Source organism: Streptomyces sp. NPDC032472, assembly GCF_040636955.1.
Classification (GTDB): Bacteria; Actinomycetota; Actinomycetes; order Streptomycetales; family Streptomycetaceae; genus Streptomyces.
In genome coordinates, this window is the sequence record NZ_JBEZVK010000012.1 from 37,786 (window position 1) to 53,792 (window position 16,007).

General features: G+C 74.9%; 13 protein-coding genes and 2 tRNA genes. 11 read left to right on the forward strand and 4 right to left on the reverse strand.

Going from position 1 to position 16,007, the window contains the following annotated elements; all coding sequences use genetic code 11:
* Window positions 1-7: 7 nt before the first annotated feature.
* The 3 genes from AB0F11_RS10000 to AB0F11_RS10010 all read right to left on the reverse strand — a co-directional run bounded on the left by AB0F11_RS10000 (window position 8) and on the right by AB0F11_RS10010 (window position 4,675).
* Complete coding sequence (locus AB0F11_RS10000) at window positions 8-583, reverse strand: antibiotic biosynthesis monooxygenase (protein ID WP_362170285.1); 576 nt, start codon at window positions 581-583, stop codon at window positions 8-10.
* A gap of 13 nt (window positions 584-596) precedes the next feature.
* Window positions 597-4,130: a PAS domain-containing protein gene (locus AB0F11_RS10005; RefSeq protein ID WP_362170287.1), complete on the reverse strand. Its 3,534-nt coding sequence runs from the start codon at window positions 4,128-4,130 to the stop codon at window positions 597-599.
* A gap of 119 nt (window positions 4,131-4,249) precedes the next feature.
* On the reverse strand, window positions 4,250-4,675 hold the full coding sequence (locus tag AB0F11_RS10010) for an SSI family serine proteinase inhibitor (RefSeq protein WP_362170289.1): 426 nt from the start codon (window positions 4,673-4,675) through the stop codon (window positions 4,250-4,252).
* Between the two features lie 204 nt (window positions 4,676-4,879).
* Here AB0F11_RS10010 and AB0F11_RS10015 point away from each other — a divergent pair.
* Window positions 4,880-4,970 (forward strand) — tRNA-Ser (locus tag AB0F11_RS10015).
* Window positions 4,971-5,323: 353 nt separating this feature from the next.
* Window positions 5,324-5,396, forward strand: a tRNA-Arg gene (locus tag AB0F11_RS10020).
* Between the two features lie 53 nt (window positions 5,397-5,449).
* Here the strand turns inward: AB0F11_RS10020 and AB0F11_RS10025 are convergent.
* Window positions 5,450-6,361 (reverse strand): SMP-30/gluconolactonase/LRE family protein, encoded by a 912-nt coding sequence (locus AB0F11_RS10025; protein ID WP_362170291.1) that lies wholly within the window; start codon window positions 6,359-6,361, stop codon window positions 5,450-5,452.
* Between the two features lie 102 nt (window positions 6,362-6,463).
* Here AB0F11_RS10025 and AB0F11_RS10030 point away from each other — a divergent pair, with 102 nt between their 5' ends.
* The 9 genes from AB0F11_RS10030 (at window position 6,464) to AB0F11_RS10070 (ending at window position 15,983) form a co-directional block, all read left to right on the forward strand.
* A complete protein-coding gene (locus tag AB0F11_RS10030) occupies window positions 6,464-6,898 on the forward strand; it encodes an Lrp/AsnC family transcriptional regulator (protein ID WP_362170293.1) in 435 nt (144 codons plus the stop codon).
* Entirely contained in the window at window positions 6,895-7,776 is an 882-nt protein-coding gene (locus tag AB0F11_RS10035) for a DUF2797 domain-containing protein (RefSeq protein WP_362170295.1), read from the forward strand. The genes AB0F11_RS10030 and AB0F11_RS10035 overlap by 4 nt, the downstream gene beginning before the upstream one ends.
* A 117-nt stretch (window positions 7,777-7,893) precedes the next feature.
* On the forward strand, window positions 7,894-8,241 hold the full coding sequence (locus tag AB0F11_RS10040) for an antibiotic biosynthesis monooxygenase (RefSeq protein WP_362170297.1): 348 nt from the start codon (window positions 7,894-7,896) through the stop codon (window positions 8,239-8,241).
* Complete coding sequence (locus AB0F11_RS10045; protein WP_362170299.1) at window positions 8,225-9,103, forward strand: amidohydrolase family protein; 879 nt, start codon at window positions 8,225-8,227, stop codon at window positions 9,101-9,103. Before AB0F11_RS10040 ends, AB0F11_RS10045 begins: the two co-directional genes overlap by 17 nt.
* A gap of 91 nt (window positions 9,104-9,194) precedes the next feature.
* Window positions 9,195-9,962, forward strand: coding sequence for a response regulator transcription factor (locus tag AB0F11_RS10050; protein ID WP_361903565.1), 768 nt, complete (start codon window positions 9,195-9,197; stop codon window positions 9,960-9,962).
* A 98-nt stretch (window positions 9,963-10,060) separates the two neighbouring features.
* Window positions 10,061-11,662 (forward strand): HAMP domain-containing sensor histidine kinase, encoded by a 1,602-nt coding sequence (locus tag AB0F11_RS10055; protein WP_362170458.1) that lies wholly within the window; start codon window positions 10,061-10,063, stop codon window positions 11,660-11,662.
* 25 nt (window positions 11,663-11,687) lie between these two features.
* Window positions 11,688-12,956, forward strand: a complete 1,269-nt coding sequence (locus AB0F11_RS10060) for a bifunctional glycosyltransferase family 2/GtrA family protein (protein WP_362170301.1) — start codon at window positions 11,688-11,690, stop codon at window positions 12,954-12,956.
* Complete coding sequence (locus tag AB0F11_RS10065) at window positions 12,953-15,247, forward strand: glycosyltransferase family 39 protein (RefSeq protein ID WP_362170303.1); 2,295 nt, start codon at window positions 12,953-12,955, stop codon at window positions 15,245-15,247. The genes AB0F11_RS10060 and AB0F11_RS10065 overlap by 4 nt, the downstream gene beginning before the upstream one ends.
* A gap of 88 nt (window positions 15,248-15,335) precedes the next feature.
* On the forward strand, window positions 15,336-15,983 hold the full coding sequence (locus AB0F11_RS10070) for a TetR/AcrR family transcriptional regulator (protein WP_362170305.1): 648 nt from the start codon (window positions 15,336-15,338) through the stop codon (window positions 15,981-15,983).
* The last annotated feature ends 24 nt before the right edge of the window (window positions 15,984-16,007 follow it).

A 16,007-nucleotide genomic window follows, 5' to 3' on the forward strand; every position in this document is an offset into this window, starting at 1 on the left:
GTAGGCGTCAGCCCCGCGTGAGCCATGGCCGCAGCAGCCTGCTGACGGCGGGCATGGCCACGTAGGTCATCAGGGTGCTGAAGACGGCCGCGAAGGCGGCCGTCCGCACCACGAAGTGCACGTCCACCAGGTACGGCCCGAGCACCGCGTTGCCGAGCAGCGAGATCGGGAAGATGGCCAGCCCCGAGCTGATCGCCATCTTCCACCGCGGCGGCGCGGGCCGGGTCGTGCCCGGCTTGGCGAACCAGGTCTCCATGCCGTGCAGTTCGCGCCGGGCTATCTCCGTGTGGTGGTGGCCCTCGCAGTGCGCGAAGAACGCGGCCCGCTCCGGGGAGTCCTGCCACCGCTCGAACGCGGCCTGGTTGCGGAAGCGGTGCACCAGGAACCAGGGCGCCCCCGGAGCCGCCGGGCGGAACAGCCCGTACCCGAGGTGGTCCGGGAAGGTCGCGGCGGTCTCCAGGATCCCGCGCGCCCACGTCTCGAACGCCTCCTCGTAGCCCGGTTCCACCTGCCGGGCGATGAGCAGGCTCACCTCCCCGCTGTCGGCGGGGACGGTGTGCTCGGACGTGTCGGCGATGGCCATCGGGCCAGGATGGCTAGTTGGCGCCGATCTTGGCCAGCAGGTCCACGATGCGGCCCTGGACGTCCGCCGTGGTGGCCCGCTCGGCAAGGAACAGCACGCTCTCGCCGGAGGCGAGCCGGGGCAGCGCCTCCGCCTCGATGCCGGTGGCCGTGTAGACGACCAGCGGGGTGCGGTTCAGCTGCCCGTGGGCGCGCAGCCAGTCCACGATCCCGGCCCGTCGGCGACGGACCTGCATCAGGTCCATGACCACCAGGTTGGGCCGCATCCGGGAGGCCAGCTCCACCGCATCGGTGTCGGCGCCCGCGCGGGCCACCTGCAGGCCGCGCCGCTCCAGCGCGGCCGTCAGTGCGATCGCGATCTCGTCGCGCTCCTCGATGAGCAGCACCCGGGAGGGGTGCTGCTCGCTGTCGCGCGGCGCGAGCGCCTTGAGGAGCACGGCCGGATCGGCGCCGTACGCCGCCTCGCGCGAGGCATGGCCCAGCCCGGCGGTGACCAGCACGGGCACCTCCGCGGCCACCGCGGCGGTCCGCAGGGACTGCAGGGCGGTCCGGGTGATCGGCCCGGTCAGCGGGTCCACGAACAGGGCGGCGGGGAACGCGGCGATCTGCGCGTCCACCTCCTCGCGGGAGTGCACGACCACCGGGCGGTAGCCGCGGTCGCTGAGCGCCTGCTGCGTCTGCACGTCGGGGGCGGGCCACACCAGGAGCCGGCGCGGGTTGTCCAGCGGCTCCGGCGGCAGTTCGTCGTCCACGGGCGGCGGCACGGGCCGACTGACCACCTCGACGGCGCCTCCCGGCCCGTCCAGCGGCTCAGGGCCCTCGGCGGCGCCCGCCTCCGGGGCTCCTATCGCGAAGGTCCGGCCCTGCGGTGCGGGCTCGGCGAGGCGCCGGCGGCGGCCGGACCCGCCTGCCGCCCCCGCACCGGCTCCGGCGGCGGGGTCGGCGGCCGCGGGATCGACGGAGATGCCCTGGCCGAGGGTGCCGAGGGCGCGCACGCTGATCGGCCGGCCGGGCTCCGCCTGGGCGTCCTGCGGCTGCCGGGCCCCGGGCAGGGCGACCTGCCCCGTGGCGCCGTCGTCCTCGGGGGCGGTCCGGGCCGCCGGAACCGGCCAGGCCGGGGTGGCGGGCAGCGCCCGGCGCCGCCCGGTCGGGACCGCTGACTCCTCCGCAGCCGCGGCGGGCGGCGCGGCGGCGGCCGCGGGTTCGGTGCCCGGCGTACCCAGCGCACGGCGCGCCCGGCGCCCGGCGGGTGGCTCGCCCTCGGCCGGGACGGGGGCCTGCGCGGCACCCGGAGCAGGAACCGGTCCGGCGGCCGGGACGGGTCCCGCAGCGGGCACAGGTCCGGCAGCAGGGACAGGTCCGACAGCGGGGACGGGTCCGGCAGCAGGGACGGGTCCGGCAGCGGCAACGGGGACGGGGCCGCCGGCCGGAACGGGGGCCGGGGCTCCGGGCGCGGCCGGGCCCTGGGCGGCGGCGGGCGCCGGGGTCGGGCCGGCGGGCAGGGCGAAGCCGCCCTCCGGGGCGACGGGCCGCGGCGGCACCGGGCCGGGGCCGCCGGCCGGGGCCGGGCCGAGGCCGGTTGCGGGCACGGGGCCGCCGGGCCGCACCGGGCCCGCCTGGCCCAGAGCGCGCCGCCGCGCGGCCGGGTGCTCGGCCACCGGGACGGGGGGTACGGAAGGAACGGGGGGGAGCGCGGGCATGGCGGTGCCCTGCGGAGGCACGGGCCGACCGGGCCCGCCGTTGCCGTCGCCGCTGCCGTCGCCGTCCCTGCCCCGGCGGCGGCCGGTGCCCAGGCCGGCCGGGTTCACCGGCGACTGCGCGAGTGCGGGGCCCGCTCCGGCCGCCTCCGCCGGTACGGCCTCGCCGGCCCGCCGCCGTCCGGACGGCAGCGCCAGCGCGCCGCCGCCCTGGGCCGCGCCGGCCGGAGCCGCCTCGTCCGACGAGTCCTCCAGGAACGCATCCACACCGCGCCGGCCGCGCCGCCCCGGGCCCTTCGTGGCTCCGGCCTCGGCGCCGGGCTGCCCGGGCCGCGGCTGCTGAGCGGGCTCGGGCTCCGGTTCGGGTTCCGGTTCGGGCTCGGGCAGGGTCACCGTCCCCGCGCCCGTGCCGAGCGGCAGCTCCAGCACGTACGCGCCGCCGGGCGCGCCCGGGACCTCGACGGTCTGCAGGACGCCCCCGTGCGCGGTGACGATGCCCCGCACGATCGGCTCGTGGACCGGGTTGCCGCCCTCGTACGGGCCGCGCACCTCGATCCGTACGACCTCGCCGCGCTGGGCGGCGGCGACCACGATGGTGGAGTCGGAGTACCCGCTGCCCTGCGGGGTCTTGCCGGTGGCGTCGACCCCGGCGACGTCCGCGACGAGGTGCGCGAGCGCGGTCGCGACCCGCTCCGCGTCCACCTCGGCCTCGATGGTCGGTGCGTGCACCGCGAACTGGGCGCGGCCCGGGCCGATCAGGTCGACGGCGCCGTCGACACCCGCCTTGACCACGCCGTCCATCAGGACGTTCTTCTTCTTCAGCTTCTCGCTGCCCGCGTCGAGGCGCTGGAAGCCGAGCACGTTGTCCACCAGCGTGGTCATCCGGGCGTACCCGGCGGCCAGGTGGTGCAGCAGCTGGTTCGCCTCGGGCCACAGCTGGCCGCCGTCGTCGGCTGCGAGGGTGGCCAGCTCGCCGCGCAGTTCCTCCAACGGGCCGCGCAGCGAATCGCCGAGGACCGCCACCAGCTGGGCGTGGCGGGCGGCCAGGGCGTCGAAGGGCCGCCGGTCGGTGAAGGTCATGACGGCGCCGACGAGCATGTCCCCGTCGCGCACCGGGGAGGTGGTCAGGTCGACGGAGACCGGCTGGCCGGCCTTGTTCCACAGGACCTGCCCGCGCACCCGGTGCTTGCGGCCGCTGCGCAGCGTGTCGGCGAGCGGGGACTCCTCGAAGGGGAACGGGGAGCCGTCGGCGCGCGAATGCTGGATCAGGGCGTGCAGCTCGCGGTTTCCGAGGTCGGTGGCGCGGTAGCCGAGGATCTGGGCGGCCGCGGGGTTGACGAGGACGACCCGCCCGTCGGTGTCCGTGCCCACGACGCCTTCGGCGGCGGCGCGCAGGATCATCTCGGTCTGCCGCTGCGAGCGGGCGAGCTCGGCCTCGGTGTCCACGGTCTCGGACAGGTCCCGTACGACGAGCATGAGCAGCTCGTCCCCGGTGTACGCGGGCTGCGGCTCGCGGTAGGCGTCGCGGCCGTCGAGGTGCGCGTGGGTGACCTCGACGGGGAACTCGCTGCCGTCGGTGCGGCGCGCGACCATCCGCTTGGGCTTGGCCCGGCCGCCGTCGTCGTCGCCGGGCCGGCGCATCGAGCCGGGGATCAGCTTGGAGTCGAACTCGGGGAAGAGGTCGAGCACGCCGCGGCCGACGAGTCCGGTGCCGGGGCTCTCCATGGCCTCGAGCGCGATCGAATTCGCGTTGACGACCGTGCCGTTGGCGTTGACGAGGAGCAGCGCGTCCGGGAGCGCGTCGAGTATTGCTGCGAGGCGAGCAGCGCCTCGGGATGGCCTGCTGCTCACGACGAGCTTCCTCCCTGACCACGACTACCGGCATGTCACGGGAGGAGTCTAAGGGCACGTCCCCGGCCTGAGGTGGCCGATGTTGCCGGGAGGCCGGGCGCCGGCCGCATCCGCCCAGGTCAGGACCGTCCGGGCGGAAGCACAGGTTCCAACTTGTTCCAGCGGGCGATCTCGCATCCGTTGGTTCGCCGGAACGTGGCGTCCACCTTCTGTCCCCGCCAGGTTCCGGTGACGCGCGCGACGGCCGGGCCGCCGTTCTGCAGGCTGCACATCCGGCGTTCGTCCGTGGGTGCGAACGGGTCCTCGGCGTCCCGCTCCAGGCGGTCGAGGCGGGCGCACGCCGCCTCGCGCTCGGGGTGGTCCCCGCCGACCGGATTGCACTCCAGCACGTACGTCCCGTTGGCCAGGGGGTTGGGGGCCCTGGACACGGCGACGGTGAGGTGGTCGGGCCCGCCCAGCAGCCGGCCGAGCGGGAGCGGGGGCAGGGGACCCGCAGCCGTGGCGGCCAGGGCTGAGGTGACGGCGAAGGCGGCGAGTCGCAGCATGGGGGCACTCCAGGTCGTCCGTACGTCGTACGCCGGGACCAACGACATTCGCGTGCCCGCGTGACGGCTCCGCCCGACCCGTGTGCCGGGAGTGATTAAGGCTTTGCCCTGTGGCCAGCTGTCCTAGTACCGTGGGAGCGGATTGGTGACCGGCCCCGCGGCTGTGTCATCATCTGCACGCACCTTCGTACGCGGGGGTGTGCTGGAGGCGTCGCCTAGTCCGGTCTATGGCGCCGCACTGCTAATGCGGTTTGGGGCTTACCCCCCATCGAGGGTTCAAATCCCTCCGCCTCCGCAGTTCACGAAGCCCCGGTCCCACGGACCGGGGCTTCGCTGCGTCCGCGCACATCTGCGCACCTCTCCGCGGACTCCTGCCGACGCCCGCCGGCCGCTGCCGATGTCCGCCGGCCGCTGCCGACGCGCGCCGGGCGTCTGCGACCGCTGCCGGCCTCGTGCCGCCACCTCTTGTCGACTTCTGCTGCCGCCCCTTGGCGGAGACCCGCCGTCGGGCCGAGCGCCCGGACGATCATGATCCGGGGTGTTTTCGCAGGTCAGAGCCGGTCTGGCTAATGGATTTCGCGTCCCGGCAAGGTCCATGTATTGTTGTTCTCGCAAGGCCAACGGGGCGAAAAACCCCGGGAAGCCCAAGCACTCGTAGCTTAACGGATAGAGCATCTGACTACGGATCAGAAGGTTGCAGGTTCGAATCCTGCCGAGTGCACAGCCGAAGAGGCCCCCCGGTTCGCCGGGGGGCCTCTTGCGTTGCGCGGGGTTTCAGCGGACGCGCGGGAGGCCCGTCACCGACAGCACCAGTGAGTAGAGCGATGTGGTGGCGGTGATGAAGAGGCGGTTGTTCTTCGGGCCGCCGAAGGTGATGTTCGAGACGGGTTCGGGGACGCGGATGCGGCCGATCAGGGTGCCGTCCCGGTCGTAGCAGTGGACGCCGTCCGCCATGGCCGCCGCCCAGAGCCGGCCCTCGTCGTCGAAGCGGATGTTGTCCACCGAGGGGCAGGCCGTGAAGATCCGGTCGTCGCTCAGGGTGCCGTCGTCCCCGACCTTGAAGGCGCGGATGTGGCCCGCCCGGGTGTCCGCCGCGTACAGCTCGGTCTCGTCGGGGGAGAAGACCACGCCGTTCGGACCGAGGAAGCCGTCCGCGACGCGCCGCACCGCGCCCGTTTGGGGGTCGGCGCGGTAGAGGTTGCAGGCACCGATCTCGGAGGGGGCGCGCCGGCCCTCGTAGTCGCTGGTGATGCCGAAGTCCGGGTCGGAGAACCAGATCGAGCCGTCCGAGCGGACCACGGCGTCGTTCGGGCTGTTGAGCCGCTTGCCCTCGAAGCGGTCCGCGATGACGGTCAGGGTGCCGTCGGGCTCGGTGCGGGTGATGCGGCGGTTGCCCTGCTCGCAGGTGATCAGGCGGCCCTCGCGGTCCAGGGTGTTGCCGTTGGGGTGTCCGGCCGGGGAGCGGAAGACGGAGACCGCGCCGGTCGCCTCGTCCCAGCGCAGCATCCGGTCGTTGGGGATGTCGCTCCACACGAGCTGCCGCCAGGCCGGCAGGTACAGGGGGCCCTCCGCCCAGCGGCAGTCGTCGTGGAGCCGTTCCAGGCGGGCGTCGCCGTTGGCGCAGCGGCCGGTGCGGAAGCGTTCGTCCAGGATCTCGTACAGATTCGGGTCCGCTATGGAAGACACAGTTCCCCCTTGTAGGCGTTGCACCGAATTCTGTTCGGCGCAGGGCTGAGATTGCAGGATCATGTACTGTCTGCGCAAGGCATTGCCGTGGAGGGAGACCGCGTGGACGACATCGACCGGGCGCTCGTTCTGCGCCTGCAGCAGGACGCGGGCCAGTCGTACGCCGCCCTCGGCGCCGCCGTCGGGCTCTCCGCCGGCGCGACGCACGAGCGCGTACGCAAGCTGCGCGAGCGCGGGGTGATCCGGCGGACCACGGTCGACGTGGACCCGGCCGCCGTCGGCAGCGGGGTGCTGGCCTACGTGATGGTCGACGCCAACGCCTGGATGGGGGACTCGGCCGCCGCCTTCGAGGCGATCCCGGAGATCCAGGAGGCGCACGTCATCGCGGGCAGCGCCTCGGTCCTGGTCAAGGTGCGCACGTCCACGACCGAGCGGCTCCAGGACGTCCTGCGCCGCCTGTACGCGATCGACGGCGTCAGCGGGACGCATGCGACGGTCGTGCTGGAGACCTTCTTCGAGCGGCCGCTGCCGCTGTGACCTGGCGGTGCACCGGCATCCGGTGGAGCGGCGGCGGCCCGGCCGTCGGGTGGTGGGCCGAGGGGCGCGGGGAGCGGACCAGCCCGCTCGCGTACGGACAGTCCCTCGCCTTCGCCGCCCGGGGCGAGCGGCGCTGCCTCGGCGTCCGCCGGGCCGGGAAGCGGACGCCGTGCCCCACGGCCGCCGCCGTGCCCGCCCGCAGCGGGAACGCCCAGTGCCCGGAGTGCGCCCGCCTCGACCGCTCGTTCTCCGTGGCCGCCGACACCCACGCCGGCGACCCGCGGACCTACCGGGTCTACCTGGCCTGGTTCGGGCCCGGCCTGGTCAAGGTCGGCATCACCGCCGAGGAGCGCGGCCCCGTCCGGCTCCTGGAGCAGGGCGCGGTGGCCTGGGCCTGGCTCGGCCGCGGCCCGTTGATGGCGGCCCGCCGCACCGAGGAGCTGCTGCGCGCCGCCCTCGGGGTGCCCGACCGGATCCCGTACGCCCGCAAGCGCGCGGTACGGGGCCTGCTGCCCGCCTCGGCGGACCGGGCCCGGGAGGTCGCCGAGCTGCACGGGCGGGCCGCCGCCCTGCCGGGGTGGCCGCAGTCGCTGGAGCCGCTGGCGGTCGAAGTCGTCGACCATGCCGCCGCGTTCGCGCTGGACGCCCTGCCCGAGCCCGCCCGGGTGGTCACGGCCATGGCCCCCGGCGCGGCCGTCGTCGGCCGGCTCGCGGGCGCGGCGGGGCCCGATCTGCACCTCGCCGACGGTCTCGTGGTCGACACCCGCCTGCTGGCCGGCTGGGAGCTCGTCGCCCCGGCCGCCGGCCGGACGACCGATGCGGCGACCGCCCCGGCTGTGCCGCCCGACACCGCCGGCGGGCAGGACGGCCTCTTCTGAGCGGGCGGCCGCGTCCACGCCGCTGCCGGCGCCTCCAAGGTCAAAACTTGGATCCCTTTGGGCTCGCGGGCCGCTTTTCCGTGGACATTCCGCAGGCCGGCGCAGAGATTGGTGGCCATGACCATCAAGTCCGCCAAGCCCGTTCCCGCCTTCGAACCGCCGTACGTCATGGCGGTGTTCACCTCCGTCCGCACCGCCGACGACAGCGGGTATCCGGAGACCCTCGCCCGCATGCAGGAGATCGTCGCCGCCAACCCCGGCTTCCTCGGCTACGAGTCCGCCCGCACCCCCGGCGGCCTCGGGATCACCGTCGCCTACTTCCGCGACCACGACTCCCTCGCCCTGTGGCGGCAGGACCTGGAGCACCAGGCCGCCATGAAGCAGGGCCGCGCCGACTGGTACGAGAGCTACAGCCTGCACGTCGGCACCGTGGAGCGGAGTCACGGCTTTGACCGCAACGGCTGACGCGGTCCGCGCCTTCCGGGAACGGCTCGCCCTGCCCGGACTGGTCGACGTCCACACGCACTTCATGCCCGAGCGGGTCCTGGCCAAGGTGTGGGACCACTTCGACTCCGTCGGCCCGCTCACCGGCGTCCCCTGGCCCATCACCTACCGGCACGAGGAGGAGCAGCGGGTCGCCCTGCTGCGGGAGTTCGGGGTGCGGGCCTTCACCTCGATGCTCTACCCGCACAAGCCGCAGATGGCCGCCTGGCTCAACTCGTGGGCCGCGGACTTCGCCGCCCGGACCCCGGACTGCCTGCACACCGCGACCTTCTTCCCCGAGGAGTCCGCGGGGGCCTATGTCCGCCGGGCCGTCGAGGCGGGGGCGCGGGTCTTCAAGGCCCACCTCCAGGTCGGCGCCTACGACCCGAACGACGAGGCGCTCGAGCCGGTCTGGGGGCTGCTCGCGGAGGCCGGCATCCCGATCGTGATCCACTGCGGGTCCGGGCCCGTCCCGGGCAAGCACACCGGGCCCGGGCCGGTCGCCGCCCTGCTGGCCCGTTATCCCCGGCTGGCGCTGGTCGTCGCGCACATGGGCATGCCCGAGTACGCCGACTTCCTCGACCTCGCCGAACGGTACGAGCGGGTGCACCTGGACACCACCATGGCCTTCACCGACTTCGCCGAGCAGTTCAGCACCTTCCCGGAAGCCGAGCTCGGGCGGCTCGCCGACCTCGGCGACCGGATCCTGCTGGGCACGGACTTCCCGAACATCCCCTACCCGTACGATCACCAGCTCGCCGCCCTGGAACGGCTCGGCCTCGGCGACGGCTGGCTGCGGGCGGTCTGCCACGACAACGGCGCCCGCCTGTTCGGGCTGGACTGAGCCGGGCTCCGGGAAGTCCCGGCGGCCGTTTCTCAGGAAATTCACAGACAGGCACAAGAACGCTCTCAGAGGCGGCCGCCAGCGTGGTCGCATGACTGCGACGACCACCTCCCATGCGTCCACGTCCACCGCAACCCCCGCCGCCCTGGTCCGGCCCGACGGCGGGCCCTGCCGCGTGCTCGTCGTCGACGACGAGGCCCCGCTGTCCGAGCTGCTGTCCATGGCCCTGCGCTACGAGGGCTGCGAGGTGCGCAGCGCGGGCGACGGGGCCGGCGCGGTCCGCGCCGCCCGGGAGTTCCGCCCCGACGTGGTGGTCCTCGACGTCATGCTCCCCGACATGGACGGCCTCGCCGTCCTCGGACGGCTGCGCCGCGAGATCCCGCAGATCCCCGTCCTGTTCCTGACCGCCAGGGACTCCGTCGAGGACCGCATCGCGGGCCTGACGGCCGGCGGCGACGACTACGTCACCAAGCCGTTCAGCCTGGAGGAGGTCGTCGCCCGGCTGCGCGGCCTGGTCCGCCGCTCCGGCGCGGCGCAGGCCGCCCGCGGCGGCTCCGTCCTGGCCGTCGGCGACCTCCGGCTCGACGAGGACAGCCACGAGGTGTCCCGGGCCGGCCGGGAGATCCACCTGACCGCCACCGAGTTCGAGCTGCTGCGCTACCTGATGCGCAACCCGCGGCGCGTGCTGAGCAAGGCGCAGATCCTGGACCGGGTGTGGTCGTACGACTTCGGCGGCCAGGCCAACGTGGTCGAGCTGTACATCTCCTACCTGCGGCGGAAGCTGGAGAGCGGCCCCGGCCTGCCGTCGATGATCCACACCCGGCGCGGCGCCGGCTACCTGATCAAGCCGGCAGAGTAGAGGCCGTAGTGGCCGTAGCAGCCCTGCGCCCGCCGCGGTTCTCCCGCCTGCGCGACGCCCTCCGCCCCCGCCGCCCCCGGACCCGGGGGCGCCGCCGCCTGCTGCAGCGGCGGGGCCGCCCGTGGTCCCTGCGGGCCCGGCTCGTCGTCTCCGCGGTCTCGCTGATCGCCGTCGTGGGCACCGCGATCGGCGCCGTCACCACCCTGGCACTGCGCTCGTACCTGGTCGCCAAGCTCGACCAGCAGCTCCGCGTGGCCGTCGACATGGCGACGCCCCGCAGCCTCACACCGGGGAAGAGCGGGCGCGACGGCCTGTGGTTCGTCAGCGCCCCGGGCACCCCGCTGGGCGCGGCGGGCATCCGGTCGGAGCCGGACGGCGCGACCGAGGGCGCCCGCCTCGCCGCCATCGGCGGTCCCGGCTTCGAGACCCGCCGGCCGCTCACCCCCGCCCAGTCCCACGCCCTGGAGAAGGTCGCCCAACGCGCCTCGGCCGGCCGGGGCCGGCCCGCGCCCGTGGACGTGGAGCTGCCCGGGCTCGGCGCGTACCGGGCCACCGCCTCCCCGGACGGCTTCGTGGCGCTCGGCTACCCGCTCACCGAGGTCGACTCCACCGTGGGCACGCTGATCGCCGTCGAGGTCTGCGTCACCCTGGCCGGGCTGATCGCGGCCTCCCTCGCCGGCCAGGCCCTGGTCGGTGTCGCCCTGCGCCCGCTGCGCCGGGTCGCGGCCACCGCCACCCGGGTCTCCGAACTGCCCCTGCACAGCGGCGAGCCCGTCCTGCACGAGCGGGTCCCGGACGCCGAGGCCGATCCCCGCACCGAGGTCGGCCAGGTCGGTGCCGCTCTCAACCGGATGCTCGGGCACGTCTCCTCCGCCCTCACCGCCCGCCAGCAGAGCGAGATGCGGGTGAGGCAGTTCGTCGCCGATGCCAGCCACGAGCTGCGCACCCCCCTCGCCTCCATCCGCGGGTACGCCGAACTCACCCGCCGCGGACGGGAGGAGCCCGGCCCCGACACCCGGCACGCCCTCGGCCGCATCGAGTCCGAGGCGACCCGGATGACCGGCCTCGTCGAGGACCTGCTGCTGCTCGCCCGCCTCGACGCCGGCCGCCCCCTGTCCCTGGTGGACACCGATCTGGCCCCGCTCGTCGTCGACGCCGTCAGCGACGCCCGCGTCGCCGGCCCCGGCCACCACTGGCGGCTCGAACTCCCGGATGAGCCCGCCCCCGTCCGCGCCGATGCGGCCCGGATCCAGCAGGTGCTGGTCAACCTGCTCGCCAATGCCCGCACCCACACCCCGCCCGGCACCACCGTCACGGCCCGTGTTTCACGTGAAACATCCGTGGTCCGGCTGACGATCACCGACGACGGCCCCGGCATCCCGCCCGCCCTGCTCCCCCATGTCTTCGAGCGGTTCGCCCGCGGCGACGCCTCCCGCTCCCGGGCCGCAGGCTCCACCGGGCTCGGACTCGCCATCGTCGAGGCGGTCGTCGGCGCGCACGGGGGACACGTCGGCGTGGAGAGCGCGCCGGGAGACACCTGCTTCGACGTCCTGCTCCCCCTCGCCCCCGAGACGGTGGACCCGGACCCGGACCCGTACCCAGATCCGGTTCCGGACGCGGTGGCGGTCGCCCTCAGGACCGCGGTCACGGCCACGGTCACGGACTCACAGACGGGACACAGCCTCACCACACAGCGGTGACAGCCCGCCCGGCCAGGCTCGGTCCATGCGAACCGACACCTCCACCGGAGCCCTCCCGGCACGGGCGCACCTCGCGCCCGTGCCCGGCGAGCCCGTACTCGACGTGGTGATCCCGGTCTTCAACGAGGAGAAGGACCTGGGCCCGTGCGTACGCCGGCTCCACGACCACCTCAGCCGCACCTTCCCGTACCCCTTCCGCATCACCATCGCCGACAACGCGAGCACCGACCGGACCCCCGAGGTCGCGGCCGGCCTCGCCGCCGCCATCGAGGGCGTACGCAGCACCCGGCTGGAGGAGAAGGGACGCGGCCGCGCCCTGCGGACCGTCTGGTCCCGTTCCGAGGCGCCCGTCCTCGCGTACATGGACGTCGACCTGTCCACCGACCTCAACGCGGTCCTGCCGCTGGTGGCCCCGCTCATCTCCGGCCACTCCGACCTCGCCATCGGCACCCGCCTGGCCCGCTCCTCGCGCGTGGTGCGCGGCACGAAGCGGGAGTTCATCTCCCGCGCCTACAACCTGCTGCTGCGCTCCTCGCTCTCCGCCCGTTTCAGCGACGCCCAGTGCGGGTTCAAGGCCATCCGGCGGGAGGTCGCCGAGCGGCTGCTGCCGCTGGTGGAGGACACCGGCTGGTTCTTCGACACCGAGATGCTGGTGCTCGCCGAGCGCGCCGGGCTGCGGATCCACGAGGTGCCGGTCGACTGGGTCGACGACCCGGACTCCACCGTCCACCTCGGGCGGACCGCGGTGGAGGACCTCAAGGGCGTCTGGCGGGTGGGCCGGGCCCTGGCCGTCGGCGCGCTGCCGCTCGACCGGCTCGCCCGACCCTTCGGCGACGACCCGCGCGACCGCAGCGCGCTGCCCGGGGTGCCCCGGGGGCTGGCCCGCCAGCTCCTGGGCTTCTGCACCATCGGCGTGCTGTCCACCCTGGCCTACCTCGCCCTGTACTCCCTGTTCCGGCTCGGGGCCGGGCCCCAGCTCGCCAACGCGGCCGCCCTGCTGGTCTCGGCCGTCGCGAACACCGCGGCCAACCGCCGGCTCACCTTCGGCGTCCGCGGCCGCGACCGGGCCGTGCGCCACCAGGCCCAAGGGCTCGTCGTGTTCGCCGTCGGACTGGCCCTGACCAGCGGCTCCCTCGCCGCCCTCGGCGCGGCCACGCCGACCCCCGCCCACGGCACCGAACTGGCCGTGCTGATCACGGCCAACCTCGCAGCGACCGTGCTGCGGTTCCTGCTCTTCCGCGCCTGGGTCTTCCCCGAACGGCGCACCCCGCTCACCAAGGACGACATGCGATGACCACGGCCGTACCGCCCATGGACTCCCCGTTCCCCGAACGGGCCCCCGCCCCGCACCCCGCCTCCCGAGCGGCGGGCTCCGCCCACGACGCCACGGGCGCCACCGACGGCACCGGCGCCACCGACGCCGCGGCCGCACCGCGGCCCCGCTGGGAACGCCCCGCCCTCGCGGTCCTCCTGCTGGCCACCGCCGCCCTGCTGCTGTGGAACCTGAGCGCCTCCGGCTACGCCAACTCCTTCTACTCGGCCGCCGTCCAGGCCGGCAGCGAGAGCTGGAAGGCCTTCTTCTTCGGCTCCTCCGACGCCGGGAACTCCATCACCGTGGACAAGCCGCCGGCCGCCCTGTGGCCGATGGCGCTGTCCGTCCGGCTCTTCGGGCTCGGCAGTTGGCAGATCCTGGTCCCGCAGGCCCTGATGGGGGTGGGCACCACGGCCGTGCTGTACGCCGCCGTGCGCCGCCACTTCGGTCCGGCCGCCGCCCTGATCAGCGGCGCCGCCTTCGCGCTCACCCCGGTCGCCGCGCTCATGTTCCGCTTCAACAACCCGGACGCGCTGCTGGCCCTGCTGATGACCGTCACCGTGTACTGCGTGCTGCGCGCCCTCGACGGCGCGCACACCAAGTGGCTGGTGTGGGCGGGTGTCGCCATCGGCTTCGCCTTCCTGACGAAGACCCTCCAGGCCTTCGTGATCCTGCCGCCGCTCGCCCTCGTGTACGCCGTCTTCGCGCCGACCCGGCTGCGCCGCCGACTGGGCCAGCTGGCGCTGGCCGGCGCCGTGGCGGTGGTGGCCGGCGGCTGGTGGGTGGCGATCGTGGAGCTCTGGCCCGCCTCCTCCCGCCCGTACATCGGCGGCTCGCAGACCAACTCCTTCCTGGAGCTGACCCTCGGCTACAACGGCCTCGGGCGCATCAACGGCAACGAGGTCGGCAGCGTCGGCGGGCGTCCCGGCGGCAACGGCGGCGGCGGGGGCGGCGGCTGGGGCGAGACCGGCATCGACCGGCTGTTCTCCGGGAACGTCGGCGGCCAGATCTCCTGGCTGCTCCCGGCCGCCCTGGTCCTGCTGGTCGCCGGCCTGGTGGTCACCTGGCGGGCCCGCCGGGCCGCCGACTCCCTGGAGGGCATGGCCCGCGCGGCCTTCCTGGTGTGGGGCGGCGCGCTGCTGATCACCGCACTCGTCTTCAGCTACATGCAGGGCATCTTCCACGAGTACTACACGGTGGCGCTGGCGCCGTTCGTGGCCGCACTGGTCGGCATGGGCGTGTCCGTGCTGTGGGAGGAGCGGGGCAGCACGTCCGCCGCGCTCACCCTGTCCGCCACCCTCGCCCTGACCGCCTGGTGGTCGTACGTCCTGCTCGGGCGCTCCCCCGGATACCTGCCGTGGCTGCGCTGGACCGTGCTCGCGGCCGGGCTGCTCACGGCGGCCGGGCTGTTCCTCGGCGCCCGGTTCGGCCGGCGCTTCGGTGGCAGGTTCACGCTGGCCGCGGCGGCGCTGGGCCTGGGCGCCGCCCTGGCCGGACCGCTGGCGTACTGCCTGACCACGGTGAACTCCGCGAGCGTCGGCTCCATCGTGACGGCCGGTCCGGCGGTCTCCGGTGGCCGGATGGGCGGCGGCGGACGCTTCTTCGCCGGCGGTGAACTCCCGCCGGGCATGAACCCGCAGGGCGGCTTCCCGGGCGGTGCGCGAGGCCGCGCCCAGGGCGGCCCGCAGGGCGGCTTCCCGGGGGCTCCGCAGGGCGGACCGCAGCAGGGCGGGGCGGGGCAGCAGCAGGGCGGTCGGCCGGCCTGGCCCGGCCGCGGCCAGGCGGGCCAGGCGCTCCCCGGCGGCCCGGGCGGCCGGACCGGTACGGCCGGCTCCTCCGGGCGGCGCGGCCAGGCCGGCGGCCCCGGCGGCCTGCTGAACGGAACGAAGGCGAGTGCGGAGGCCAAGGCAGCCCTGCGCAAGGACGCGGACCGGTACACCTGGGCCGCGGCCACCATCGGCGCCCAGAACGCGGCCGGCTACCAACTGGCCTCCGGCAAGCCGGTGATGCCGATCGGCGGCTTCAACGGCAGCGACCCCTCGCCGACGCTCGCGCGGTTCCAGGAGTACGTCCGGGCCGGGAAGATCCACTACTTCATCGGCGGCGAACAGGGTCCGGGCGGCGGTGAAGGGCCGGGCATGCGCGGCCCGGGCGGCAACACCAGCAACGAGATCGCGACGTGGGTCAAGGCCAACTTCCGTACGGTGACCGTCGGCAGCGCCACCTTCTACGACCTGACCGCCCCCGTGAGCGCCACGTCCGCACCGTCCTGAACCTGCCGAAACGCGAGAGGCACCCTCTAGCATCAAGGGGGCGGACCGGGCATTCCGGGCCGACCCCTGGTGCGAGGAGGGTGCCTCCATGGTGACCGCGGCCGATCCCGACAACACCCGGACCAGCGTGTGGCTGGCCGCCGGGCCCGCCGCACCCGCCAGACGCCGCAGCGAGGGCGCCTTCGGACTCGACCGGGAGCGGATCACCAAGGCCACGGTGCGGCTGCTCGACGCCGAGGGGCTCGCCCGGTTCTCGATGCGGCGCCTCGCGGCCGCGCTCGGCGTCACCGCGATGTCCCTCTACTGGTACGTGGACACCAAGCACGACCTGCTCGAACTGGCCCTGGACCGGGCCCTGGGCGAGATCCCGCTGCCGCCGGCCGGACCGGCCCGGGCGGCCGCGGACCGCAGCCGCGAGGGCTGGCCCGGCCGGCTGCGGCTGCTGGCCTGCGGCTACCGCCGCCTGCTGGCCGACCACCCCTGGGTGGCGGCGCTGACGGCCGCCTACCCCAACATCGGCCCGCACGCCCGGGCCTTCGACTCCGCCGTGCAGCGGCTGCTGGACGCCACCGGGCTGGCGGACGCCGGCCGTACCGGCGCCCACCTGGCCGTCTCTCAGTTCCTGCACGGCTGCGGGGCCACGGCCCGGCGGGTGCCCGACGGGGACTTCGGCCTGGCCCTCGACGTCCTGATCGCCGGCATCCAGGCGAAGGCCGCGGTCCCGGAGGCCCCGTAGCGGCCCGCGTCGGCGCCGGTCCGG